22 protein-coding genes are annotated in these 22664 nt (G+C 54.7%); 13 read left to right on the top strand and 9 right to left on the bottom strand.

Features of this window, described 5'->3' with window-relative positions:
• Nucleotides 1-33: 33 nt before the first annotated feature.
• The 4 genes from tsgA to AC2FC2_RS17130 form a co-directional block, all read right to left on the bottom strand.
• Entirely contained in the window at nt 34-1215 is a 1182-nt protein-coding gene (tsgA, locus tag AC2FC2_RS17145; protein WP_490659605.1) for an MFS transporter TsgA, read from the bottom strand.
• Between the two features lie 364 nt (nt 1216-1579).
• Complete coding sequence (locus tag AC2FC2_RS17140) at nt 1580-2560, bottom strand: LacI family DNA-binding transcriptional regulator (protein ID WP_209639462.1); 981 nt, start codon at nt 2558-2560, stop codon at nt 1580-1582.
• A gap of 98 nt (nt 2561-2658) precedes the next feature.
• Nucleotides 2659-3966 (bottom strand): 6-phospho-beta-glucosidase, encoded by a 1308-nt coding sequence (locus AC2FC2_RS17135; protein ID WP_490659604.1) that lies wholly within the window; start codon nt 3964-3966, stop codon nt 2659-2661.
• Nucleotides 3963-4307, bottom strand: a complete 345-nt coding sequence (locus AC2FC2_RS17130) for a PTS lactose/cellobiose transporter subunit IIA (RefSeq protein ID WP_209639460.1) — start codon at nt 4305-4307, stop codon at nt 3963-3965. The genes AC2FC2_RS17135 and AC2FC2_RS17130 overlap by 4 nt, the downstream gene beginning before the upstream one ends.
• A 356-nt stretch (nt 4308-4663) precedes the next feature.
• Between AC2FC2_RS17130 and ppiA the strand changes: the two genes are divergently transcribed.
• From ppiA to argD, 6 genes are all read left to right on the top strand, one after another.
• Complete coding sequence (ppiA, locus tag AC2FC2_RS17125) at nt 4664-5233, top strand: peptidylprolyl isomerase A (protein ID WP_265556024.1); 570 nt, start codon at nt 4664-4666, stop codon at nt 5231-5233.
• Nucleotides 5234-5517: 284 nt separating this feature from the next.
• Nucleotides 5518-7203, top strand: coding sequence for a sensor histidine kinase (locus tag AC2FC2_RS17120; protein WP_209639105.1), 1686 nt, complete (start codon nt 5518-5520; stop codon nt 7201-7203).
• On the top strand, nt 7203-7928 hold the full coding sequence (gene btsR / locus AC2FC2_RS17115; RefSeq protein WP_490659603.1) for a two-component system response regulator BtsR: 726 nt from the start codon (nt 7203-7205) through the stop codon (nt 7926-7928). The genes AC2FC2_RS17120 and btsR overlap by 1 nt, the downstream gene beginning before the upstream one ends.
• A gap of 142 nt (nt 7929-8070) precedes the next feature.
• Nucleotides 8071-9597 (top strand): helicase HerA-like domain-containing protein, encoded by a 1527-nt coding sequence (locus AC2FC2_RS17110; protein ID WP_490659602.1) that lies wholly within the window; start codon nt 8071-8073, stop codon nt 9595-9597.
• Between the two features lie 105 nt (nt 9598-9702).
• Nucleotides 9703-10278 carry an aminodeoxychorismate synthase component II gene (locus tag AC2FC2_RS17105; RefSeq protein ID WP_490659601.1) on the top strand — a complete coding sequence of 192 codons (576 nt, stop codon included), beginning with the start codon at nt 9703-9705 and terminating at the stop codon, nt 10276-10278.
• Nucleotides 10279-10409: 131 nt separating this feature from the next.
• Nucleotides 10410-11627, top strand: coding sequence for a bifunctional acetylornithine/succinyldiaminopimelate transaminase (argD, locus tag AC2FC2_RS17100; protein WP_490659600.1), 1218 nt, complete (start codon nt 10410-10412; stop codon nt 11625-11627).
• Nucleotides 11628-11711: 84 nt separating this feature from the next.
• Here argD and AC2FC2_RS17095 read toward each other — a convergent pair whose 3' ends face one another.
• Both AC2FC2_RS17095 and crp read right to left on the bottom strand, forming a co-directional pair.
• Nucleotides 11712-13784, bottom strand: a complete 2073-nt coding sequence (locus tag AC2FC2_RS17095) for a YccS/YhfK family putative transporter (RefSeq protein ID WP_209639455.1) — start codon at nt 13782-13784, stop codon at nt 11712-11714.
• A 54-nt stretch (nt 13785-13838) separates the two neighbouring features.
• Complete coding sequence (crp, locus tag AC2FC2_RS17090) at nt 13839-14471, bottom strand: cAMP-activated global transcriptional regulator CRP (protein WP_004718520.1); 633 nt, start codon at nt 14469-14471, stop codon at nt 13839-13841.
• 379 nt (nt 14472-14850) lie between these two features.
• On the opposite strand from crp, the gene AC2FC2_RS17085 reads away from it, so the two are divergent.
• Nucleotides 14851-15258 (top strand): OsmC family protein, encoded by a 408-nt coding sequence (locus tag AC2FC2_RS17085; RefSeq protein WP_209639097.1) that lies wholly within the window; start codon nt 14851-14853, stop codon nt 15256-15258.
• A 38-nt stretch (nt 15259-15296) separates the two neighbouring features.
• Here AC2FC2_RS17085 and AC2FC2_RS17080 read toward each other — a convergent pair whose 3' ends face one another.
• The 3 genes from AC2FC2_RS17080 to AC2FC2_RS17070 form a co-directional block, all read right to left on the bottom strand.
• Nucleotides 15297-16166 carry a phosphoribulokinase gene (locus tag AC2FC2_RS17080; RefSeq protein ID WP_209639095.1) on the bottom strand — a complete coding sequence of 290 codons (870 nt, stop codon included), beginning with the start codon at nt 16164-16166 and terminating at the stop codon, nt 15297-15299.
• A gap of 150 nt (nt 16167-16316) precedes the next feature.
• Nucleotides 16317-16550 (bottom strand): YheU family protein, encoded by a 234-nt coding sequence (locus tag AC2FC2_RS17075; RefSeq protein ID WP_012147255.1) that lies wholly within the window; start codon nt 16548-16550, stop codon nt 16317-16319.
• Nucleotides 16547-17527 carry a hydrolase gene (locus AC2FC2_RS17070; RefSeq protein ID WP_209639093.1) on the bottom strand — a complete coding sequence of 327 codons (981 nt, stop codon included), beginning with the start codon at nt 17525-17527 and terminating at the stop codon, nt 16547-16549. Before AC2FC2_RS17070 ends, AC2FC2_RS17075 begins: the two co-directional genes overlap by 4 nt.
• A 118-nt stretch (nt 17528-17645) precedes the next feature.
• Between AC2FC2_RS17070 and AC2FC2_RS17065 the strand changes: the two genes are divergently transcribed.
• The 6 genes from AC2FC2_RS17065 to tauD all read left to right on the top strand — a co-directional run bounded on the left by AC2FC2_RS17065 (nt 17646) and on the right by tauD (nt 22616).
• On the top strand, nt 17646-18248 hold the full coding sequence (locus AC2FC2_RS17065; protein WP_490659599.1) for a LysE family translocator: 603 nt from the start codon (nt 17646-17648) through the stop codon (nt 18246-18248).
• A 10-nt stretch (nt 18249-18258) separates the two neighbouring features.
• On the top strand, nt 18259-19041 hold the full coding sequence (locus AC2FC2_RS17060) for a PhzF family phenazine biosynthesis protein (protein ID WP_490659598.1): 783 nt from the start codon (nt 18259-18261) through the stop codon (nt 19039-19041).
• 124 nt (nt 19042-19165) lie between these two features.
• Complete coding sequence (gene tauA, locus AC2FC2_RS17055; RefSeq protein ID WP_490659597.1) at nt 19166-20161, top strand: taurine ABC transporter substrate-binding protein; 996 nt, start codon at nt 19166-19168, stop codon at nt 20159-20161.
• Nucleotides 20162-20170: 9 nt separating this feature from the next.
• A complete protein-coding gene (tauB, locus tag AC2FC2_RS17050; protein ID WP_265556012.1) occupies nt 20171-20938 on the top strand; it encodes a taurine ABC transporter ATP-binding subunit in 768 nt (255 codons plus the stop codon).
• Nucleotides 20935-21771, top strand: coding sequence for a taurine ABC transporter permease TauC (gene tauC / locus AC2FC2_RS17045; RefSeq protein WP_265556010.1), 837 nt, complete (start codon nt 20935-20937; stop codon nt 21769-21771). The genes tauB and tauC overlap by 4 nt, the downstream gene beginning before the upstream one ends.
• A complete protein-coding gene (tauD, locus tag AC2FC2_RS17040; protein WP_209639081.1) occupies nt 21768-22616 on the top strand; it encodes a taurine dioxygenase in 849 nt (282 codons plus the stop codon). The genes tauC and tauD overlap by 4 nt, the downstream gene beginning before the upstream one ends.
• Nucleotides 22617-22664 lie beyond the last annotated feature (48 nt).

Raw genomic sequence — 22664 nt, 5'->3', positions numbered from 1 at the left:
GCCGAGGCGCCCTTTTCACATCAGGGTAGCAGATTAGTGCGTTACGTGGCCGTGGCTGCGGTGCTTGGTCACGAAACCGAGCAGCAGACACATCACGAATACTGCCAGGTAGAGGCCGTTAGCGGTAGTAAGCGCCGCGTGCGCGCCACCTTTTGCGACAATCGGGCCGGTAACCACGAAGGTCAGCATGGTGCCGATGGTGCCGCAGGTCAGGATGAAGTTAACCAGTTTCGGTGAGGAAACCTTGGTCTGCAACGAGCCCAGTGTGATCAGCGTGGTATAGATCGCACTTGAAACGAAGCCCAGCGCCATAATGTAGTAGCCCAGGTGTTCCGGGTTGTCGGTGCTGACGAACAGGTACATTGCGCCGGTCGCCAACGCGGCCAGAATGGTGACGATGCGCTGCAAATCAAAGAAGCGCAGGATAAAGCTGAACACCCACATACCGACCATGTACGACGTCCAGAAGTCGCTCACCAGTTTACCTGCCTGGCTGATATCCATCCCGAAGGACTTGGTGGCGTATTCCGGTACCCACTGAATGAAGCCGAGCTGACCGAGGATGTAGCACAATGCGGCGATCGACAGGAACAACACGCCGATACCCCATTTTTCTTTCGCTACCGGCTGACCCGCGTCGGCGCCTTTGTTGCCCAGTACCGGGAATTCGGAGAACAAGGCCAGCACAAAGATGCCCACGTACAGCAGGCCGATACAGGCGTACACCCAGTACCAACCAATCTGACGCGCCAGCAGCATTGCGGCGACAATCGGGAAAATCATCCCCGCCATGCTGAAGAAGGAATCAGTGAACAGCAGACGTGAACCGCGTTGGCGGCCCGCATACATATGGGTAATCAAGAAGGTGCCTATCGACATGGTGATACCGCTGACCACACCCAAGATAAACATGCATAACGAGAACATGGTTAAGCTTTTGCTCACCATCAGTCCTGCGACAGCCAATACCATCAAGATAAAGCCAAACATCAGTTGGCGTTTCAGCGGGATAATTTCCATCAGCCAGGCATTAAGGAAGATCGAAATCAAAATACCGGCGTTGAGAAAGGTAAACGTATTACTCATGCTGGAAACCGGCAGATTAAAGTACTCTGCAATGTTTCCCATCACCATCCCTGTGACGATAACTAAAGCACCGGTCAGCGCGTAATAAAAAATAGCTGATCCAGGTAAGCCGTAGACGGTTGCTGTCATTCATTATATAGGCCTGATTATGTCTGTTAGGATTACTCCCGTCGCCTTTCAAACCGCAGCGTGGTTGCCTGCGTCCATTGATCCCAGTCACCGTAGGGGGCGAATAAATTCGCCCCGATTAACACGGGCGCTGCATGCAACGCCCCTACAATACCAGGGGATAAATGCACTGGGCACTTGGCTGCAATTTGAAATTCATAGGGTATAACGCTGGATTAAGGCCGCTGGTTTTTCCTGGCAAAAGCAGAAAAAAGTCCCGATCAAGCCACCAGGGAGCGGATCCTAGCACAGACAACGGGAGTTTTTGTGATGGCTGTCGATTTTTTGATGCAATCAATGAAAGCTGCTGAGATATTTTTGTGATCTATTTGCTTGCCGTCACGATCGAATCACGGCTGATGACTTTTGGCGAGAAGTGCGCACCGGCGGTGGTCGGGTCAATCAACAGACGTGCAGCGTACTGCGCCATTTCGGTAATGGGGAAATGCACGCTGGTCAGAGCAGGCCGCACGAAGGGCGCGCGTTCACCGCTGTCATAACAAATTAATGAGATATCTTGCGGCACCCGCAAACGGTGCTCGTTGATCGCCAATAAAGCACCTATAGCCATCTCTTCGTTACAGCAATAGATTGCGGTCGGGACAGTTTCCATTTGCAGCAGCTGGTCGGCGCAACGATAGCCACTTTCAAGATCGTAGAGCCCTTCGACGCAGGCGACCGGTTTGATATGTGCGGACTGCATCGCTTGTTCAAAACCGTCGAGCCTCAATCGGCTGGAAGGGCGGTCGCGCGGCCCGCTGATACAGGCGATATGTCGGTGACCGGCATCGATCAACTGCTGTGTTGCCATTTGGCTGGCGCGTGGGTGATCGAAGGTGACGCAGCGGTCTTCCAGGCCAGGCACCAGACGGTCGAGCAGCACAAAGCGGCGTTGCTCTGTCGCCAATTGGCGCAGTTGGTCATCGCTGAGAAAGCGTACGTGCAGGATCACGCCATCACAGCGCAGGCTGAACAGCCGCTGAATCGCCTGCCATTCATTTTCCGCACTGTTACGCCCCTGGGTTACCAGCAGTTGTTTGCCGTGAGATTCGGCTTCGGTTTGGACGCAGTCCATCAGTGCGCCGAAGAAGCCGCCACGATACGAGGTGGTGACCAGTCCCAAGGTATTACTGTGGCTGGAGGCCAGCGCACGGGCGGCAGGATTGGGGGTGTAGCCGAGCTGAGTCACCGCGCGTTCAACCTTCTCGCGGGTTTGCCCTTTAACGTTGGTATCGCCATTCACTACGCGTGACACGGTGGCGCGGGACACGCCTGCCAAAGCTGCGACATCTTCCAGTGTCACCATCATCCGACTCCTGATTACGGCAAAAAAACGGGTCCGGCGAACCGAACCCCGACATACTCGTTATAGCAATCTATCAGCGACTCTGGCTTGCCAGACAGTTATTTGAACTGCGGCAGATAAGGCGCATTCACCGCCAGCACTTCATCCAGCAGGGGTTGTGCCACGTTAGCATTGCCTACCAGTGGGTTGGTAACCAGCGCCAACAGAGCGCTACGTTGGCAGCCATGTACGGCAGCGTCGATGGTCAGACGTTCATAGGCTTTGACCTGCTGGGTTAGCGCGTGCATGGCGTCTGGCAAGGTGCCAAACGTCAGCGGATGTGCGCCCTGCGCATCGACGATACAGTTAGTTTCTATCACAGCGTCGTCTGGCAAACCGCGAATGGCGCCACGGTTTGCTGTATTGACGACTAATTGCGTACCGAGATTATTATGGATCGCACGGATAAGCTCCAGCGCGACTTCTGAATAGTATGATCCGCCACGGAAACTGAGCTGCTCCGGTTTGCTGTCGAGATGTGGATCGGCATACAGTTCAAACAATTCTTTCTCTACTTTCATCACCTGCTCGGCGCGGGTGCCGCGTTCGGCCGCTGCGGCAATTTCTTCGGCCAGCATCTCTTTGGTCTGATAGAAATAGCGGTGATATGGGCATGGGATCGCACCGACGGCGCGCAGGAAATCAGGCTGCCACGGCTCTTCCTTGATGTTGTTCATCGTCAGAGCGGCACCGTCGCACAGCATGTTGATGACCTGGTCGGTCACGTCGAGACCGTTTTGCGTAACCTGATGTACCCACACCATGTGATTGAGGCCGGCGAACTGCAGCTGTACTTCGCTATAAGGTGCCTTCAGCATGTTGGCGATCATGTGATGCATGCTGATCGGTACGTTGCACAGGCCGATAATTTTCGCTTTGGTATAACGAGAGACCGCTTCAGTGACAATGCCGGCAGGGTTGGTAAAGTTGATGATCCAGGCATCGGGTGCCAATTTTTCTACTCTGCGTGCAATATCCAGCATGACTGGAATGGTGCGCAGCGCTTTGGCAAAGCCACCAACGCCGGTGGTTTCCTGGCCGATAAGATCATATTTCAGCCCTAAACGCTCGTCGGCGGCGCGTGCCGGCAGTTGCCCGACGCGGAACTGCGTCAATACGAAGCTGGCTCCGCGAATCGCGTCATCGAGCTCGAAATGCACGCTAACCTTCACTTGCTCTAACCCGTGGCGTGCCAACATGCGTTGGGTCAGTGCGGCAATGATTTCTACTTTCTCACGCCCAGGCTCAACGTCTACCAATGCCAATTCAGTCACCGGCAGCTCTTCGATACGTTGGATCAACCCATCGACCAATTCAGGTGTATAGCTGCTGCCGCCGCCAATAACAGCGATTTTCAACGCGTTCATGCGCGAACCTCCAACTGGGCCTGACGGCGGTACAGTTCAATCATGTCGTCCGCCAGATCCTGAATCACCATGGCATTCATCAAATGATCTTGGGCATGAACGGTGATCAGGTTGATAGTCAGTTTGCCGCAGCCTTCGTCCAGACCGATCAGCTGGGTCTGAATACGATGGGCTTTTTTTACCGATGCTTTGGACTCGGCCATATGCTTGGCCGAGGCGGTAAAGTCGCCGGCACGCGCTTGCTGTAGCGCCATCAGCGCACTGCTGCGGGCACCACCGGAGAACACCAGCAGCTCCATGATGGTGCTTTCAAAATCGGGGCTGATTTCAGTTTCAGTCATCAATTCACTCACATTATTTCTCCAGTTAATGCGCGACAGTCATGCCGGCGGATAGTCATTGTTTTCAGTGTCGCCTCAAAATGAGAGCGCTCTCATTTGTTTAGATTAACCAGAATGAGAAACGAAACCGGGAGTTGTGTCGCAAAAAGTGACGAAGGGGTAAAAAGGGCAAAAAATGCGTGATGCGGTTGGCAAAAAGGTCTAAGGCGATCATACTTTTGGCAGTAAATTTCGGGGGTGACTGAGATATATCCCACAATTACGTAAATATAGGTAAATGGCTGGCACTCGCAGGTGCAGCTCTTTAGAATCAAGGCGCTTTTCCGTTGTTTGTCTCCCAGAGAAAGGATCCGTTAATGTTCAAACGTACTTTAGTGACCTTCGTTGCGCTGTGTTCCCTGACAGCAATGGCGCCCGCTGCGTTCGCCGCCGGTGAAACTCATGTCATGCTGACCACGTCGGCAGGGAATATCGAATTAGCGCTCGACAGTCAGAAGGCTCCGGTTTCCACCAAGAACTTCGTCGACTACGTGAACAGCGGCTATTACAACAACACCGTTTTCCACCGCGTGATCCCGGGCTTTATGGTTCAGGGCGGTGGCTTTACTGCGGATATGCAGCAAAAAGCAACCCAGGCGCCAATCAAGAACGAAGCGGATAACGGCCTGCGTAACCTGCGCGGCACCATTTCGATGGCGCGTACTGCCGACAAAGACAGCGCTACCAGCCAGTTCTTCCTGAATGTGGCGGATAACGCCTTCCTGGATCACGGCCAACGTGATTTCGGCTATGCGGTGTTCGGTAAAGTGATCAAAGGTATGGATGTCGTGGATAAAATCTCCCAGGCACCCACCGGTAACGTTGGTCCGTACCAGAATGTCCCGAGTAAGCCTATCGTCATTCTGTCCGCAAAAGTGCTGCCATAATGATTTTGCGCCGGCCCCAAGCGGGCCGGCTGCGTTGCTTTCCCCTGGAAGCCTTGCCTGCATCACTGTTTTTTCCCCCGCCACATGCTTTAATCGCCAGCTCATAATCAGACCGGAAACCCGGCGTTATACCCCTCTTGCCTGAAGCCGCAACATTGTTGGCTACGTGCGTTCACCCCAGTCACTTACCTGCGTAAGTTCCTGAGGATTTTCGCCCTTGTCGCCTTGCTGCAACGTCAACCACGTGGGGATGCATTTGTTTTGTTAAGGGATGAGCTGCTGCCATGTTTGAATTTAGCCAGGTTCTGCTGTTGCTACAGCAAATGTGCGTCTATCTTGTCATTGCTTATTTGCTGAGCAAAACCCCGTTATTCATTCCGCTGACGCAGGTGACCATTCGCCTGCCGCACAAGCTATTGTGCTACGTCATCTTCTCTGTGTTCTGCATCATGGGTACCTATTTCGGCCTGCATGTAGAAGGTTCAATTGCCAACACCCGCGCGATCGGCGCCGTGCTGGGTGGCCTGTTGGGCGGACCTTCGGTGGGCTTTCTGGTCGGGCTGACGGGGGGGCTGCATCGCTACACCCTGGGCGGCATGACCGATGTTGCCTGCGCGGTATCCACCGTGGCTGAGGGGTTGGTCGGCGGCGTCGTGCACAGTATCGCGATGCGCCATCGTCGCATCGATTTGCTGTTTAATCCGCTGTTTGTCGCGGGGGTAGCGCTCGTCACTGAAGTGCTGCAAATGGCAATTATTCTGGCGATTGCCCGTCCGTTTGACGAAGCGCTGCGGCTGGTGGAGCACATTGCGTTGCCAATGCTGATCGCCAATACCCTGGGTGCCGCAATGTTTATGCAAATCCTGCTCGATAGACGAGCGATGTTCGAGAAATACACCGGGGCGTTTTCGGCCAAGGCGTTGAAGATAGCGGAGCGTACCGAAGGTATCTTGCGACAGGGGTTTGATCAGGAAAATAGCATGAAAGTGGCACGGGTTATCTACCAGGAGCTGGGGATTGGCGCCGTGGCGATCACCGACCACGAGAAGCTGCTGGCGTTTATGGGCATCGGTGACGACCATCACCTGCCTGGCACGCCGATTTCATCGTGTCACTCACACCGCGCGATCGACAACAACGAAGTGGTTTACGCTGATGGCAATGAGCTTTCCTACTCCTGTTCGATCAACCCCGCTTGCAAACTGGGCTCAACGCTGGTGATCCCACTGCGTGGTGAAAACCAACGGGTGATTGGTACCATCAAACTCTACGAACCCAAGAGCCGTTTGTTCAGCACCATCAATAGGACGTTGGGCGAGGGGATTGCCAGCCTGTTATCCGCACAGATTATGGCCGGGCAGTATGAGCGCCATAAACAGTTGTTGGCGCAGTCGGAAATCAAATTGCTGCATGCGCAGGTCAACCCGCACTTCCTGTTTAACACGCTGAATACGCTGGTGGCGGTTATCCGGCGTGACGGTAACCGGGCCTGCGAGTTGGTGCAGTACCTTTCTACCTTTTTCCGCAAGAACCTGAAACGTTCAGATGACGAGGTTAGCCTGGCCGATGAGCTTGAACATGTGAACGCCTATTTGCAGATCGAACTGGCGCGCTTTGCCGATCGGCTGGAGATCTCCATGTCGTTGCCGCAAGAGTTGCTGGCGGTGCGGTTACCGGCATTTTCACTGCAACCTATTGTTGAAAATGCCATTAAGCACGGCACGTCTCAGCTGCTGGGCGTAGGGAAAATCGATATCGGTGCGCGCCTTGAAGACGGGTGTTTACTCCTGCAGGTGACTGACAATGCAGGCCTATTCCAACCGAAGGCAAATAACAGCGGGCTGGGAATGAACCTGGTGGATAAGCGTATTCGTGTACGCTACGGCGATGGCTATGGCGTGCAGGTGGCCTGTGAGCCGCAATTATTCACCCGTATTACGCTCAATGTACCCTTGGCGAGGGCAGCCTGATGTTAAACGTACTGATTGTCGATGATGAGCCTTCTGCGCGCGATAACCTGCGGCATTTACTGGAAGCAGAAGAGGGGATCAGCATTGTTGGTGAATGTGCTAACGCAATAGAAGCCATCAGCGGCATCCATCGGCTGCAGCCTGACGTTGTTTTTCTGGATATACAGATGCCGCGAATCACCGGGTTGGAGATGGTCGGCATGCTCGATCCCAACCGCATGCCGCATATCGTGTTTCTGACCGCTTATGATGAATATGCGGTGCGGGCTTTCGAAGAACACGCCTTTGATTACCTGTTGAAACCGGCGGAACCCAAGCGGTTGAGCAAAACGTTGCAGCGTTTGCAACAGCATCGCGGGCAACAAAATATGGCCGTGTTGGATGAAAGCGCCGGTGACTTGAAATACATTCCCTGCGCGGGCCACAGCCGTATTTATCTACTGCGTTTTGATGAGGTGGTGGCTGTCCGTTCACGATTGAGTGGGGTGTTTGTTGTACGTAATGACGGCATGGAGTGTTTCACCGAGCTGACGCTACGGACGTTGGAACTCCGAACGCCGTTGGTTCGTTGCCATCGTCAGTATTTGGTCAACCTGGAGCAGGTGCGTGAAATTCGGTTCGATGACAGTGGTGCGGCAGAAATGATCATGCCGGTAGGGGAGCCGGTGCCGGTCAGCCGCCGCTACCTGAAAACCCTGAAGGAAGAATTGGGGCTGCGGGGCTAGGTAGATTCTGAAAATATTGGCTTTGTGGGCGTCTTGATGACGCCCTTTTTGTTTGTCCTTGACGGGGTTACGCCGCGCTTATAGCTTTATTGACATCAACAGGCGCTTTTTGCGCCGTGTCAGAGCGCCCAAGGAAACGAAAATGAGTGAAGCACGGATTATTGCCAAAGCGATGAAAGACGGGAAACCGGTACAAGATTTGGTTATTTTGCCCGCGTTGGCGAACCGCCATGGTCTGATCACCGGTGCGACCGGGACGGGTAAAACCGTGACGCTGCAAAAAATGGCTGAACAGTTTTCACGTATTGGCGTGCCGGTGTTTTTGTCGGACGTAAAGGGCGATCTCTCAGGGATTGGCACCGCAGCCGTGCCCTCGGAGAAATTGCAGGCGCGTTTGGCGGCAATAGGCGTCACTGACTGGCAGCCGCAAGCTTGCACCATCATTCCATGGGACATCTACGGTGAAAAGGGCCACCCGATCCGCGCCACCGTGTCTGATCTGGGGCCGTTACTGCTGGCCCGCTTACTGGATCTGAACGACGTACAAAGCGGTGTACTGCAGTTGGTATTCAAAATTGCTGACGATAATGCGTTGCTGCTGCTGGATATGAAAGATCTGCGCGCGATGGTGCAGTATGTGGGGGACAACGCCAAACAGTTCCAGACTCAATACGGCAATATCTCTTCCGCTTCGGTAGGTGCGATCCAGCGCGGGTTGCTGACGCTGGAAGAACAGGGTGCCAATATGTTCTTCGGCGAACCGATGCTGGACATCAATGACCTGATGAAAACTGATGCCAATGGGCAGGGTATTATCAACCTGCTGGCGGCAGATAAGCTGATTAATCAGCCGAAGCTGTATTCGGTGTTCCTGCTGTGGCTCCTGGCCGAGCTATTCGAACACCTGCCAGAAGTGGGCGATCCAGAACAGCCAAAGCTGGTGTTCTTCTTCGATGAAGCGCATCTGTTGTTCAACGATGCGCCGGCGGCCTTGCTGACCAAAATCGAACAGGTTGTGCGTTTGATCCGCTCCAAAGGTGTCGGAATTTACTTTGTGACCCAGAACCCGCTGGATATCCCGGACAGCGTGCTGGGGCAGTTGGGCAACCGCGTGCAGCATGCGTTGCGGGCCTTTACGCCACGCGATCAGAAAGCCGTGAAGGCCGCGGCACAAACCATGCGTGCCAACCCGGCCTTTGATGCCGAAACGGCGATCGCTGAGCTGGGCGTTGGCGAGGCGTTGGTCTCTTTCCTCGACGAAAAAGGGCGTCCTAATGTGGTGGAGCGGGCGATGGTGATCGCGCCGGAATCCAAAATGGGGATGCTGGGGGCGGAAGGGCTCAACAGTGCGATCAATAAGTCGCCGTTGTATGGGCGTTACGAAGATATGGTTGACCGTGAGTCGGCCTATGAAAAGCTGTCGGCTCAGGGGTTTTCTACCGTCGGCACCCCGCAAGCAGGCCAGTCTGCACAGCAACCTCAGGCACAACAGCAGGCGGGTGGCGGCTTGATGGGGGGGCTGAATGAAATCTTGTTTGGTTCTACCGGCCCGCGCGGCGGCAAGCATGATGGCATTGTCCAGACTGCGGCCAAAAGCATGGCACGCGATCTGGGCCGTCAGATCTTGCGCGGTGTACTGGGCTCGATTATGGGCGGTCGCAAAAAGTAAGCTGAAATTATCGGTAGCGGCGGTATTGTAGGGGCGTTGTATACTGCGCCCGTGTAAATCGGGGCAAGGTATTTGCCCCCTACGATGATGCCCGTTGGAAAGACTATGCTGCTGTTGATCGATAACTACGACTCTTTTACCTATAACCTTTACCAGTACTTCTGCGAATTGGGCGCCGAGGTGGTGGTAAAGCGCAACGATGAGCTGCAACTGGCCGACATCGAAAGGCTGGCGCCGCAGCGTTTAGTGATTTCTCCCGGCCCCTGCACGCCGAACGAAGCCGGCATTTCGCTGGATGCCATCCGTCATTTTGCCGGTAAATTGCCGATCCTCGGTGTTTGTCTGGGCCATCAGGCGCTGGGGCAGGCCTTTGGCGCTAAGGTGGTGCGGGCACGAGAAGTCATGCACGGCAAAACCTCGGCGATCCGCCATTTTGATTCTGGTGTTTTTCACGGGTTGCACAATCCGCTGACGGTGACCCGTTATCACTCGTTGGTGCTTGAAGCCGCGACGCTGCCGGACTGTTTTGACGTGACGGCCTGGAGTGAGCGCGACGGTGTGCACGATGAGATCATGGGCATTCGCCACCGCCAGCTGGCGCTGGAAGGGGTGCAGTTCCATCCTGAGAGCATTCTCAGCGAACAGGGGCACCAACTGCTGGATAATTTCCTTAAAAGTTAAACCGTTAGCTTTTTTTTCGCCGGGAAGGTGATTTGCGTTTGCCCTTCATTGGTTTTTTATGCATATTTTGTGATTATATTTTCACTTGTTCATCAAGATTACGCTGAAGAACCCCTAGGGTGGACCCAATAATGACCGAAAAATCCGCAGTAAGCCGCAGTACCTTTGATCAGGTTATCCTGCCTGTTTATGCACCTGCTCAGTTCGTGCCGGTACGCGGTAAAGGCAGCCGTGTATGGGATCAACAGGGGAAAGAGTACATCGATTTCTCCGGTGGCATCGCGGTGACGGCGTTGGGGCATTGCCACCCGGCGCTGGTGGCGGCGCTGAAAGAGCAGGGTGAAACCCTGTGGCATACCAGCAACGTCTTCACGAACGAACCGGCGCTGCGCTTGGCCACCAAATTGATCCAGGCCACGTTTGCCGATCGGGTGTTTTTCGCCAACTCCGGTGCGGAAGCCAATGAGGCGGCCTTCAAACTGGCACGCCATTACGCGATTACCCGGCATAGTCCATACAAAACCAAAATCATCGCGTTTTATAACGCGTTTCACGGCCGTACGCTCTTCACGGTCTCAGTGGGTGGGCAGGCCAAGTATTCTGACGGCTTTGGGCCGAAGCCTGCGGATATCGTGCACGTGCCGTTCAACGATCTGGCTGCGGTAAAAGCCGTGATGGATGACCACACCTGTGCGGTAGTGATGGAACCGATTCAGGGTGAAGGCGGTATTACCCCGGTAAATGCCGAATTCCTCAAAGGCGTACGTGAACTCTGCGACAAGCACCAGGCGCTACTGATATTCGATGAAGTACAAAGCGGTATGGGGCGCAGCGGCAAGCTGTTCGCTTACATGCATTATGGTGTGACGCCGGACATTCTTACCACAGCCAAAGCTCTCGGTGGTGGTTTCCCGGTCAGCGCCATGTTGACCACCGAAGACATTGCGTCGGTAATGCAGGTAGGCACTCATGGCACCACCTACGGTGGCAACCCGCTAGCCTGTGCCGTGGCAGAAGCCGCACTGGACGTGATCAATACGCCAGAGGTGCTGAGCGGCATTGAACTGCGCCATGGTTTGTACGTGCAGGCGTTAAAGAAGGTGGGCGAGCAGTACGGTATCTTCAGCGACATTCGTGGCATGGGCCTGCTGATTGGTGCTGAGCTGACACCGCAATATCAGGGTAAAGCGCGTGACTTCCTGACCGCTGCCGCTGCACGTGGGCTGATGATTCTTAACGCCGGGCCAAATGTGATCCGCTTTGCTCCTTCGCTGGTGGTGGAGACTCAGGATATTGACGAGGGTATGGCACTGTTTGAGTTGGCCGTGCAGGATGTGATTAACGCTTAATGCGTTGCATGGATGACGGGGCGCGCCCCTCCCACAAAACAACAGAGCACTATGTCATCAACCTAAGGGCGCCCTACGGCGCCCTTATTGATCGCGTAATTTACGCTTCAGCCAGATGCCGTGGTGCGGACGCTGGCGCCAGGCCAGTGACGAAATGGTGTGCATCACGCTCAGGTGCGACAGAATGCGCCGCAGGTGGCGTTCCATCTCGGTAATCGGCATCTCTGGGTGGAGATCCGGCGGCTGCATGATGGCGTTGCTGCTCGGCCCGTCGTATTCCAGGCGCTGCTGACAGCTTTGCAGCGCGATTTCACAGGTTTGCAGATACTCCTCCGCCAGCTTTGGCGTCAGCATATAGTGTTCACGCGCCAGAATGGTCATTGCATTAAGATGCTCAACAATAAACTGGCTGTGTGTCACCCACAGGCGCATATCCGCCAGATAGCTCGATTCAAACCCCGGCTCCTGCATTGCCTGATTAAGCGAGGTGAAAAGCGCATTGTGTGACTGATTGACCTGCATGCGGGCATAGGCCAGCGCACTGGGATCGGGCTCTTGCTCTTCCAACAGTAAACGCAATGCCTGTTGATCGTTCTCCAGCGCTTGGTGAGCGTTCTTACGCAGCAAACCGCTTTGCCACTGTGGCCATAACCAGATGGTGCTGCCAAACACCAGCACACAACCGATCAAGGTATCGATCAGGCGTGGAACCAGAAAATGGGTACCGTTTAGCGCCAGTAATTGCAAGGTGTAGACCGCCGTTACCGTAAAACCAATCACTGCCAACCCGTAGTTTTTACGCGAGACCAAGTAGGCCAGCAGGGTGATCACCAGCATTACGCTCAGCGTTTCAGCCTCAGGCAACTGCAGTTGCAGCAGGCCGGCGGCGAGTACGAGCCCAACCAGGGTGCCAAGCGCACGGTGCTGGATACGTACCCGGGTGGCGTTGTAGCCATTCTGGCTCACCAGCATGATGGTCAACAGTATCCAGTAAGGCTTCGGTAAGTTGAAAATCATCCCGAGGCTACTGCCGGCAGCGAGTGTGACACCCAGGCGTGCCGCATTGCGCAGGGCGTTGGATTTAAATGACAGGTAACTAACTAGCGCAGGCCAGAACGGCAAACGGTTTTGATTGGCCATCAGATCGCGTCGGTAAAGCGGGTGTTGGGTGCGTAACAGACGAGCAATACGGCTGAAATGGTAGTAACAGAACTGCCCAACGGGGTTATCCGGGTGCTGCGCTGCCACTTTCTCTAGCGCCGCCAGTTCATTGTCCATATTGAAACGCTGAGAATGCTGGTGATAGAGAATATCGTGTGCCACCGTGCGCAGCCGGCCGGCAATCACCTGTGCATTGCGGCGGATGATGGCTTCGGCCTGGCTTTGCTCCACCAGTTTTTGCACTTCTTCCGGCAGATGTAGACTGACGGTAATGTGTTCCTGCAGATCCAGTGCGACCTGAAAAGTACGCTGTAGGCGCTTTTGTTCGAGGTTACTGGCGTGCGGTAGAAAGTTAAGCTGCTGATACAGCAGGGTGATCAGATCCATCACTTTTTGCTGGCGTATCAACAGTGGCGGTAATGCGGTCTGTGGATCGGTATGCTGGGTCAGCAGCGAATATTTGGCCTCAAAGTAGTCCGCCAGTTCCAAATAGAGCTGATTGAGCGATTCGCGCATCGGTTGTTCTTTCCACAGCGTGAACCAAAACCAGGTAAACAGCCCGTACCAGGCGGTACCCACGACGTATAGCAGCGGTGCGTGCCAAAGCGGAACTGTACCGGCCATACTGAGGGAGAAAATGGCGGCAACCAGCGAGGCGGGCAACAGGCGGGCATGTAACGGACTTATTTCACCGCTGACGCCGAGAAGCAGTGCCAGGCCAAGCATCAACACCGGCAACGGCAAGTGCCAAAGCAATGCTTGCTGTAATAGCAGGCTGCTGAGTGCAAATAGAGAGCCACCGACGATCAGACGTTTGAAGAAGCGTTTGTGAGGGGTGTCTAGCCCGGCAATATTGCAGCAGGCAGGAACCAGGGAAAATAATAGGCCGTATTGCAGTTGGCCGCTCAACAGGCCGAGTAACACTGGCAGGCACAGCACCAGCGTTTGCCGCAGTGCATAGTTGACTTCCGGGTGGTAAATCAGTCTGCGCCACATGATGACTTGGGGCATAAAAAAACGGCGCGAATCATCGCGCCGTTTTTTCAGTGATTAACGCGTGCCGTAAACGACAATGGTTTTGCCGTGGGCGGAGATCAGGTTTTGATCTTCAAGCATTTTCAGAATACGGCCAACGGTTTCACGTGAACAACCGACGATTTGGCCAATTTCCTGACGAGTAATTTTAATCTGCATACCATCAGGATGGGTCATGGCATCAGGTTGTTTCGCCAGGTTCAGCAGTGTTTGCGCGATACGGCCTGTAACGTCCAGGAAGGCGAGGTTACCCACTTTCTCAGATGTTATCTGCAGACGGTTTGCCATCTGGGCTGACAGGCGCATCAGGATGTCCGGGTTGACCTGAATTAACTGGCGGAATTTCTTGTAGGAAATTTCAGCCACTTCACAGGCGGTCTTCGCCCTAACCCAGGCGCTACGCTCCTGACCTTCTTCAAATAATCCAAGCTCGCCGATGAAATCCCCCTGGTTAAGGTAGGATAAAATCATCTCTTTACCTTCTTCATCCTTAATCAGCACCGCGACGGAGCCTTTGACGATGTAGTAAAGCGTTTCGGCTTTTTCACCTTGGTGAATCAGCGTACTTTTGGATGGATATTTGTGGATATGGCAATGAGACAGGAACCATTCGAGAGTAGGGTCTGTTTGCGGTTTGCCGAGAACCATTCGCTGTTATCCTCTGTTGTTATCGCTGCCTTGTGTCACAGGGGTCAGAGTTCCCTGTAAAACCTGTTGTCGCCGTTGTTTTAATGGTGGCTATCAGCAGATTTTGAGGCGTGTCATAAATATACGCTGTCGCTCTAGCATATTAACTTGCCGGGAGAGCTGCAAGCTACATTCTGTTAACATACCGGTAAAGGAGCCTTTCCCTGGGAGTTTCCCTGAAATCAGTGTCCCGGAAAGATTTATTGCGGCTCTGTTTGTAGCACAGAGTGAGGCGGGTGTCTTGTGTTGTCTCGCTTCAGCATGATTAGCATCAGGTTCCGTTGCCAGTTTCTATGCGAAAGCGTACCCTGATTTTAAGAAATTAACCGGAGTGACCAGTATGCAGGCAAGAGTTAAGTGGGTGGAAGGGTTAACGTTTCTGGGTGAATCCGCGTCTGGCCATCAGGTGTTGATGGACGGCAATGCGGGCGACAAAGCGCCCAGCCCGATGGAAATGGTGCTGATGTCGGTAGGGGGCTGTAGTGCTATCGATGTGGTGTCGATCCTGCAAAAAGGGCGTAATGATGTGCGTGATTGCGAGGTCAAGCTGACTTCTGAACGACGTGAAGAAGCACCGCGGCTGTTCACCCATATCAACCTGCACTTTATCGTGAGCGGTAAAGATCTGAGCGACAAAATCGTTGAGCGGGCGGTGAACCTCTCGGCGGAGAAATACTGCTCGGTGTCATTGATGCTGAGTAAGGCCGCAAGCGTGACTCACAGCTTTGAAATCCGCGACGTGGCCTAATGGCGAAAAGGCGCGGCTGACTGCCGCGCTCTACCCACTTATTCGATTTTTTTGCCTTCCAGCAGACGCTGCACCAAGGGTGCCATGATCAGCTCCATCGCCAGCCCCATTTTGCCGCCCGGCACCACAAGCGTATTGATGTGTGAGATAAAGGATCCCTGCAGCATCGCCAGTAAATAAGGGAAGTCGATTTGATCCAGGCCGCGGAAGTGAATCACCACAAAGCTCTCGTCCAGCGAAGGGATCGCCTTGGCGGCAAACGGATTCGACGTGTCGACCGTGGGTACCCGCTGGAAGTTGATATGGGTGCGTGAGAACTGCGGCGTAATGTAGTTGATGTAATCCTCCATCGAACGTACCACCGAGTCCATCACCGCTTCACGGGAGTGGCCGCGTTCACCGGTATCGCGGATCAGCTTCTGAATCCATTCCAGATTCACGATAGGCACCACGCCAACCAGCAGGTCGACATGTTTGGCCACGTCGTTGTGTTCGGTCACTACGCCGCCGTGTAGCCCTTCATAGAACAGCACGTCAGTCGGTGCCGGTAAAGGCTCCCAAGGTGTAAAGGTACCGGGAACCTGGTTATAAGGCACCGCTTCATCGTAGGTATGCAGATACTTGCGTGAACGGCCGGTACCGTTCTTGCCGTAGTCGAGAAAGCTTTGTTGCAGCAGGCCGAAGTCGTTGGCTTCGGGGCCGAAATAACTGATATGACGGCCGAGATCGCGTGCTTTACGGATAGCTGCATCCATTTCCGGTCGGGTATAGCGGTGGAAACTGTCGCCTTCCAGCTCTGCGGCGCGGATATTCAGCTGCTGAAAGATTTTACGGAACGCCACGCTGGTCGTGGTAGTGCCGGCTCCGCTAGAACCGGTCACTGCGATAACGGGATGTTTGGCGGACATAGTGGTGCTCACTCCGTGTTAAATGCGCAGGCGTCAGTTATGGTTATTGGTCTGTTTGACGCCCTTTCGCCAAGGGCAAAATTCCGCGCGTTGGTTTGCAATAGCCCATTGTTACCTGATTTTTTCCGTCAGTCATAGAACCGAGCAAGACTAAATTTCTTCTTGCCCGGCACGGAACTGCCCTCGCGGCATGATGTTGATGGTTTCATGCAGTTCTGACCACACCAGCAATACTTCGCCATTTTTCAGCTGACGGCGCACATCTTCCACTTTTTGCTCCAGCGAGCGCTCGTGCTCACCGTAGTCCGTCCCTTCTCGCAGCACAAAGGACTCGATCAGGCTATTAAGGGTCTCAGTTTCCAGTTCTTTCCAGGGGATAATCACGAGGTTGTTTCCAGATAAGGGGCAAGCCAGGATGGAATACGGTATTCCAGCCACATATGGGGTTTGTTCAACGTGCCGCCGACAAAGCCGACGTGGCCGCCAAACTCGGTCAACTGGTATTCGATATTGTGTGGCAGTGTGGCCACGTCGGGGATCACCTCGGCGGTCATAAAGGGATCGTCTTTGGCATGGATGATCAGCAGCGGTGTTTGGATCGCCGGCAGCAGCGGTAAGGCACTGCAACGACGGTAATAGTCAGTGGCGTCGTTGAAACCATGGATGCGTGACGTAATGGCATCGTCAAAGTCACGGATGCGGCGCAACGCATTAAGCTGCGTCAGCTTAAGCGGCAGGGTGTCTGGGTAGTGCAATAATTTACGGGTGGCATTCTGTTTCAATTGCCCGAGCAAGTATCGCTGGTAAACCCGTGAGAAGCCTTGGTCCATTCGCCATGAACAAGGTTCCAACATCAGCGGCGCAGATACCACGACGGCAGCGTGCAGCAAACTCTTGTTTCCTTGCTGGGACAGATAGCAGGCCAACATGTTGCCGCCGAGCGAGACGCCCACCGCGGCGGTTGGTACTTCTCCGTAGGTGGTTCGTAGCCACTGCAGGAAGAAGCGTGCATCCTCCGTTTCGCCGGAATGATAAATACGTGATTTACGGTTGGGGACGCCGCTACAGCCGCGAAAATGCATCACCACGCCGAGCCACCCTTTTTCGCGCCAGGCGCTGAGCTGACCGTGGGCATAGGGGCTATAGAAACTCCCTTCCAGCCCGTGAAACAGGACCACGCGTGGCTTGTGGCTGGCCAGGGCGGGATCTTCGCTCCAGGCAAGATCGACAAAATCACCGTCGGGCAATTCCAGCCTTTGCCAGTGCGGTTTTAGCTGCACGCGGCGGCGCACCAACCGTGGCAACAGTGTCTGTAAATGTGGATTACTGGCCCCGGTCAAAGGGCGAAAGGATTCATGCATAACGTGAATAAAAATCTTTTTGGCGGCTATTGTGAGATTAATAGTGCGCTGTTAGCTTCACTACCTGAGTTAACAATAATACTGCAAAAAATCCCCCTGGGTGAGGAGCACCCACCTCATGGAACCGAGTTTATTTCTTTCGATGTTAGGCTTCTTGTGGGTTGCTGCGATCACGCCTGGCCCAAACAATATGTTACTGACAACTTCCGGCACCAACTTTGGTTTTATGCGCTCACTGCTGCTGATGATTGGCATCATGTTGGGCATGCAAAGTATTTTGCTGCTGGTGGCGTTCGGCGTGGGTAGCCTGATACTGGTTTACCCCGCATTGCACCTGGTGCTGAAAATTCTCGGCAGCCTGTACCTGCTGTGGCTGGCGTGGAAAGTGGCGACGGCAGCCTATGAAAAACTGGAAACCGATGTGGCGCCACCCAAACCGATACGTCTGTACCAGGGCTGGCTGTTGCAGTTCCTTAACCCCAAGGCCTGGTTGATGGCATTGGGGGCGGTGGCAAGCTTCAGCCTGGCGGGCGATAAATATAATACGTCGATTCTGGCAATCTCGCTGGGCATTTTGGTGGTGAATATCGTCGCCGGGGTGATTTGGCTGGGATTTGGTACGGTGATTGGCCGCCTGTTGCGCAGCAAAAAGGCCTGGATCATCTTTAATGTTTCTATGGGGCTGCTGACGGCGGCCTGTGTGTTACTCATCTGGCATTAAGGAATTGCAGATGGCAGAAAATTACTTCCACGTGGCGGCTTTTACCGGCGAAGGGTTCCGTGGCAACCCTGCCGGCGTCTGCCTGCTGAAGCATCCATTGTCGGCCGCAGAGATGCAGGCTATCGCCAATGAACTGAGTCTGCCGGAGACCAGTTTTGTCTGGGACGATGGCGATATGTCGGCTATTCGCTGGTTTACACCTCAGCGCGAGGTCGATCTGTGTGGCCATGGCACGTTAGCGGCGGCGCACGTGATGTTCAGTGCGGTAAACCCGGCATTGCAAGATATTCGGTTCCGCTCGGCAAGCGGCGACCTGTACGTTAAGCGTGATGTCGAGGATGGTGAACGTTTGATTTTGGACTTCCCGTCTCGGCCACCGCAGAAGATCGAAGAGCCTGCCGAGTTGGCGGCGCTATTGGGGATCCCTGTGCAGGAAGTGTGGCAGGCCAATGCGCTGCTGGTGGTGCTGGAAAATGAAGCGCAGGTACGGGCAGTACACCCCGATGTCCCGGCATTAATTGCCCTGACCGGCCGTGCGGTGATCGTCAGTGCTCCGGGTGAAACGGTAGACTTTGTCTCCCGCTATTTCACCCTCGACGGCGGCGAAGACCCGGTAACCGGCTCAGCACACTGCACGTTGATGCCGTATTGGACCGCTCGTCTGGGGCGTCATCAACTGCGCGCACGCCAGGTTTCGGTGCGCGGTGGTGAATTGTTCTGCGAACTGAAGGGGGATCGCACCTTGATTGGTGGTTACGCCCGGGTTTTCCTGCGTGGGGAGCTGTTGGCGTGATGATGATTTCCTGTAATTCATATTCTCTAGGGTAATAACGAAGTTTTTTTTATTCTTTTATAGCTCGTCACCGCTCAGATAAAACTGTCAGCAACTGAACAGACTTTTATCATTGGAGCGGACCATGGCGAGCAAACTCTTTTCATTACGCAGCGCGGCACTTCTGGTGTTGTCACTCAGTACGGCCAGCGCCTACGCAGTGGACGTGACCGTGGCGTACCAAACGTCGGCGGAACCTGCCAAGGTAGCGCAGGCGGAAAATAGCTTCGCTAAACAGTCCGGTGCCACCGTTGACTGGCGTAAGTTTGACAGCGGCTCAAGCGTGTTGCGTGCGCTAGCCTCCGGCGACGTGCAGATCGGTAATATCGGCTCCAGTCCACTGGCAGTAGCCGCCAGCCAGAAACTCCCCATCGAAGTGTTCTTGATCGCCTCACAACTTGGCAGCTCCGAGGCCCTGGTGGTGAAGAAGACGATTAAAAGTCCACAGGACTTGATCGGCAAACGCATCGCTGTGCCCTTTATCTCTACCACCCATTACAGCCTGCTAGCCTCGTTGAAGCACTGGGGTATCAAACCTGAGCAGGTCAACATTCTTAATTTACAACCACCGGCCATTGCCGCTGCCTGGCAACGCGGTGATATCGATGGGGCCTATGTCTGGGCACCGGTGGTCAATGAGTTGGCCAAACAAGGCAAGGTGCTGACGGATTCTGCCGAGGTCGGACAGTGGGGGGCTCCGACCCTTGATGTCTGGGTGGTGCGTAAAGACTTTGCAGAAAAACATCCTGAAGTGGTGACGGCCTTTGCTGCCAGTGCGCTGAATGCCCAAAAAGCCTATCTGGCGCAGCCGGAGCAGTGGCTGAAGGACAAAGGAAATCTCAGCACGCTGGCCCGTCTAAGCGGTGTGCCGGAAGAGCAGATACCGGTCTTGGTGAAGGGCAATACCTACCTGCCGGTTGCGGAGCAGATCACCCAGTTGGGTCAGCCGGTGGACAAGGCTATTCACGATACGGCGGAATTCCTCAAACAACAGGGCAAAATTCCACAGGTCGACAGTGATTACAGTGCCTATGTCACCGATCGTTTTGTAAAACAGGTGCAGGCTGCGCCGCAGTCGTAAGGGAGCAGAATGCTAAACGTTAATCACCTTTCAGCAGAATATCAGGGGCGTCCAGCGCTGCGCGACGTCTCGTTCCAAATTGCCGCAGGGCAACTGGTGGTGGTACTTGGCCCCTCGGGCTGCGGCAAAACCACGCTGCTGAATTTGATCGCCGGGTTTATTGAGCCTTCAGCTGGCAGCATCACGCTGGATGGAACGACCGTGAATGGCCCTGGCGCCGAGCGGGGCGTGGTGTTCCAGCATGAGGGTTTACTGCCGTGGCGCAATGTGGTGGATAACGTTGAGTTTGGCCTGCAGCTGGCCGGCGTTGGCAAACAACAGCGTCGCCAGGTGGCGCAGCAGATGTTACAGCACGTCGGGTTGGCGGGTTACGAACAGCATTTCATCTGGCAGCTTTCCGGTGGCATGCGGCAGCGGGTGGGTATTGCACGTGCACTGGCAGCCGATCCTCGCCTGCTATTGCTGGATGAGCCGTTCGGCGCGCTGGATGCTTTTACCCGTGAGCAAATGCAGGAGCTGTTACTGACCATTTGGCGTGATACCGGCAAGCAGGTGCTTCTGATCACCCATGATATTGAAGAGGCGGTGTTCCTTGCTAGCGAGCTGTTGCTGTTGTCGCCGGGGCCGGGCCAGGTGGTGGAACGTTTGTCGCTGAACTTCGGCCAGCGTTATGCCGACGGCGAGGCTTGCCGTTCAATCAAATCCGATCCCGAATTTATCGCGCAGCGCGAATATGTGCTGGGCAAAGTATTCCAACAGCGCGAGGCCTTGCTATGAGTCTGCATTCCGCTCTCAAAGAGGTTGCTCAGCCGCAGGTGGTTGTGCGTCGTCGGTTTAGCGTACCGCGTAATGTCTGGCTAAGCAGTGCGACCTTGTTGGTGGTATTGGCCGCCTGGTGGGGTGTCACGGCGCTGAACCTGATTAGCCCATTATTTTTGCCTGCTCCGCAGCAGGTATTGCATCAGCTCATCACGATTGCCAGCCCGCAGGGCTTTATGGATGCCACGCTGTGGCAACACTTGGCCGCCAGCCTGGGGCGCATTCTGGTAGCGCTGCTGGCCGCGGTGATTATCGGGGTCCCGGTGGGGATCGCGATGGGATTGAATGAGACGGTGCGTGGCATTCTGGATCCGCTGATTGAAATTTATCGGCCGGTGCCGCCATTGGCCTATTTACCCCTGATGGTGATTTGGTTCGGCATCGGCGAAACCTCAAAGATATTACTGATTTATCTGGCGATTTTCGCCCCGGTAACATTGTCGGCCGTCGCTGGCGTGCGCAGTGTGGCTCAGGTTCGTGTGCGGGCTGCCCAAGCCTTGGGCGCCAGCCGCTGGCAGGTGCTGCGTTTTGTGGTGTTGCCGAGCGCACTGCCTGAGATTTTGACCGGCATCCGTATTGGGCTCGGGGTCGGTTGGTCGACGTTGGTGGCCGCGGAGTTGATTGCCGCCACTCGCGGCCTCGGATTTATGGTGCAATCCGCCGGTGAGTTTCTGGCTACCGATGTGGTGCTGGCTGGCATTGGCGTGATTGCGATTATTGCATTTGGGTTGGAGCTGGGGCTGCGCGCCTTGCAGCGCCGATTGACCCCGTGGCATGGAGTACAACAATGAACGAACGTTTGAATATCATCCCGTTGGGCCCCTATATCGGTGCGCTGGTGGAAAACGTTGAGCTGGCAAGACCCTTGGGCGACGGCCAATTCGAGCAGCTTTACCATGCCTTGCTGAAACACCAAGTGCTGTTCTTGCGTAATCAGCCAATTACACCCTTGCAGCAGCGTAATTTAGCCGGTCGCTTCGGTGATCTGCACATCCACCCGGTCTACCCGCAGGCCGCCGATGTGAAAGAGATCATCGTGCTGGATACCCATGATAATAATCCGCCGGATAATGATAACTGGCATACCGACGTGACCTTTATCGAAAACCCGCCGCTAGGGGCAATTTTGGCGGCGAAAACGCTGCCTTCTGCCGGTGGTGACACGCTGTGGGCCAGCGGTATTGCGGCTTATGACGCGCTGTCTGAACCGTTCAGGCAATTGTTGGCGGGGTTGAGGGCGGAACATGATTTTACCAAGTCATTCCCGGAGCATAAGCATCGTGGTAGCGAAGAGGAACACCAGCGCTGGCAGTTGGCGGTGCAGAAAAATCCCCCTTTGTTGCATCCGGTGGTGCGGACCCATCCCGTGAGTGGTCGTCAGGCGCTGTTCGTCAATGAAGGCTTTACCACCAGGATTGTTGATTTGGCACCAAAGGAAAGCGATGCACTGCTGAATTTCCTGTTTGCGCATATTACCAAACCGGAATTCCAGGTGCGTTGGCGCTGGCAGGAAAATGACATTGCCATTTGGGATAACCGCGTGACGCAGCATTACGCCAACGCGGATTATCTGCCGCAGCGGCGCATAATGCACCGCGCGACCATTCTGGGGGATAAACCTTTTTATCGCGCGTAAGAATGTCTGCACGGCGCAGCGGCGGTGTGAGCTCGCCCCCGCACAGGC

Source organism: Serratia sp. CoH_122_TC_1 (genome assembly GCF_058191755.1).
Note: the sequence above shows the minus strand (reverse complement) of the source record. Positions and strands in the feature narration are given on the sequence as shown.

Excerpts from the sequence above, each read along its gene's own strand:
- tsgA (WP_490659605.1), bottom strand. The coding sequence starts at position 1,215 with ATGACAGCAACCGTCTACGGCTTACCTGGATCAGCTATTTTTTATTAC.
- AC2FC2_RS17140 (WP_209639462.1), bottom strand. The coding sequence starts at position 2,560 with ATGGTGACACTGGAAGATGTCGCAGCTTTGGCAGGCGTGTCCCGCGCC.
- AC2FC2_RS17135 (WP_490659604.1), bottom strand. The coding sequence starts at position 3,966 with ATGAACGCGTTGAAAATCGCTGTTATTGGCGGCGGCAGCAGCTATACA.
- AC2FC2_RS17130 (WP_209639460.1), bottom strand. The coding sequence starts at position 4,307 with ATGACTGAAACTGAAATCAGCCCCGATTTTGAAAGCACCATCATGGAG.
- ppiA (WP_265556024.1), top strand. The coding sequence starts at position 4,664 with ATGTTCAAACGTACTTTAGTGACCTTCGTTGCGCTGTGTTCCCTGACA.
- AC2FC2_RS17120 (WP_209639105.1), top strand. The coding sequence starts at position 5,518 with ATGTTTGAATTTAGCCAGGTTCTGCTGTTGCTACAGCAAATGTGCGTC.
- btsR (WP_490659603.1), top strand. The coding sequence starts at position 7,203 with ATGTTAAACGTACTGATTGTCGATGATGAGCCTTCTGCGCGCGATAAC.
- AC2FC2_RS17110 (WP_490659602.1), top strand. The coding sequence starts at position 8,071 with ATGAGTGAAGCACGGATTATTGCCAAAGCGATGAAAGACGGGAAACCG.
- AC2FC2_RS17105 (WP_490659601.1), top strand. The coding sequence starts at position 9,703 with ATGCTGCTGTTGATCGATAACTACGACTCTTTTACCTATAACCTTTAC.
- argD (WP_490659600.1), top strand. The coding sequence starts at position 10,410 with ATGACCGAAAAATCCGCAGTAAGCCGCAGTACCTTTGATCAGGTTATC.
- AC2FC2_RS17095 (WP_209639455.1), bottom strand. The coding sequence starts at position 13,784 with ATGTGGCGCAGACTGATTTACCACCCGGAAGTCAACTATGCACTGCGG.
- crp (WP_004718520.1), bottom strand. The coding sequence starts at position 14,471 with ATGGTTCTCGGCAAACCGCAAACAGACCCTACTCTCGAATGGTTCCTG.
- AC2FC2_RS17085 (WP_209639097.1), top strand. The coding sequence starts at position 14,851 with ATGCAGGCAAGAGTTAAGTGGGTGGAAGGGTTAACGTTTCTGGGTGAA.
- AC2FC2_RS17080 (WP_209639095.1), bottom strand. The coding sequence starts at position 16,166 with ATGTCCGCCAAACATCCCGTTATCGCAGTGACCGGTTCTAGCGGAGCC.
- AC2FC2_RS17070 (WP_209639093.1), bottom strand. The coding sequence starts at position 17,527 with ATGCATGAATCCTTTCGCCCTTTGACCGGGGCCAGTAATCCACATTTA.
- AC2FC2_RS17065 (WP_490659599.1), top strand. The coding sequence starts at position 17,646 with ATGGAACCGAGTTTATTTCTTTCGATGTTAGGCTTCTTGTGGGTTGCT.
- AC2FC2_RS17060 (WP_490659598.1), top strand. The coding sequence starts at position 18,259 with ATGGCAGAAAATTACTTCCACGTGGCGGCTTTTACCGGCGAAGGGTTC.
- tauA (WP_490659597.1), top strand. The coding sequence starts at position 19,166 with ATGGCGAGCAAACTCTTTTCATTACGCAGCGCGGCACTTCTGGTGTTG.
- tauB (WP_265556012.1), top strand. The coding sequence starts at position 20,171 with ATGCTAAACGTTAATCACCTTTCAGCAGAATATCAGGGGCGTCCAGCG.
- tauC (WP_265556010.1), top strand. The coding sequence starts at position 20,935 with ATGAGTCTGCATTCCGCTCTCAAAGAGGTTGCTCAGCCGCAGGTGGTT.
- tauD (WP_209639081.1), top strand. The coding sequence starts at position 21,768 with ATGAACGAACGTTTGAATATCATCCCGTTGGGCCCCTATATCGGTGCG.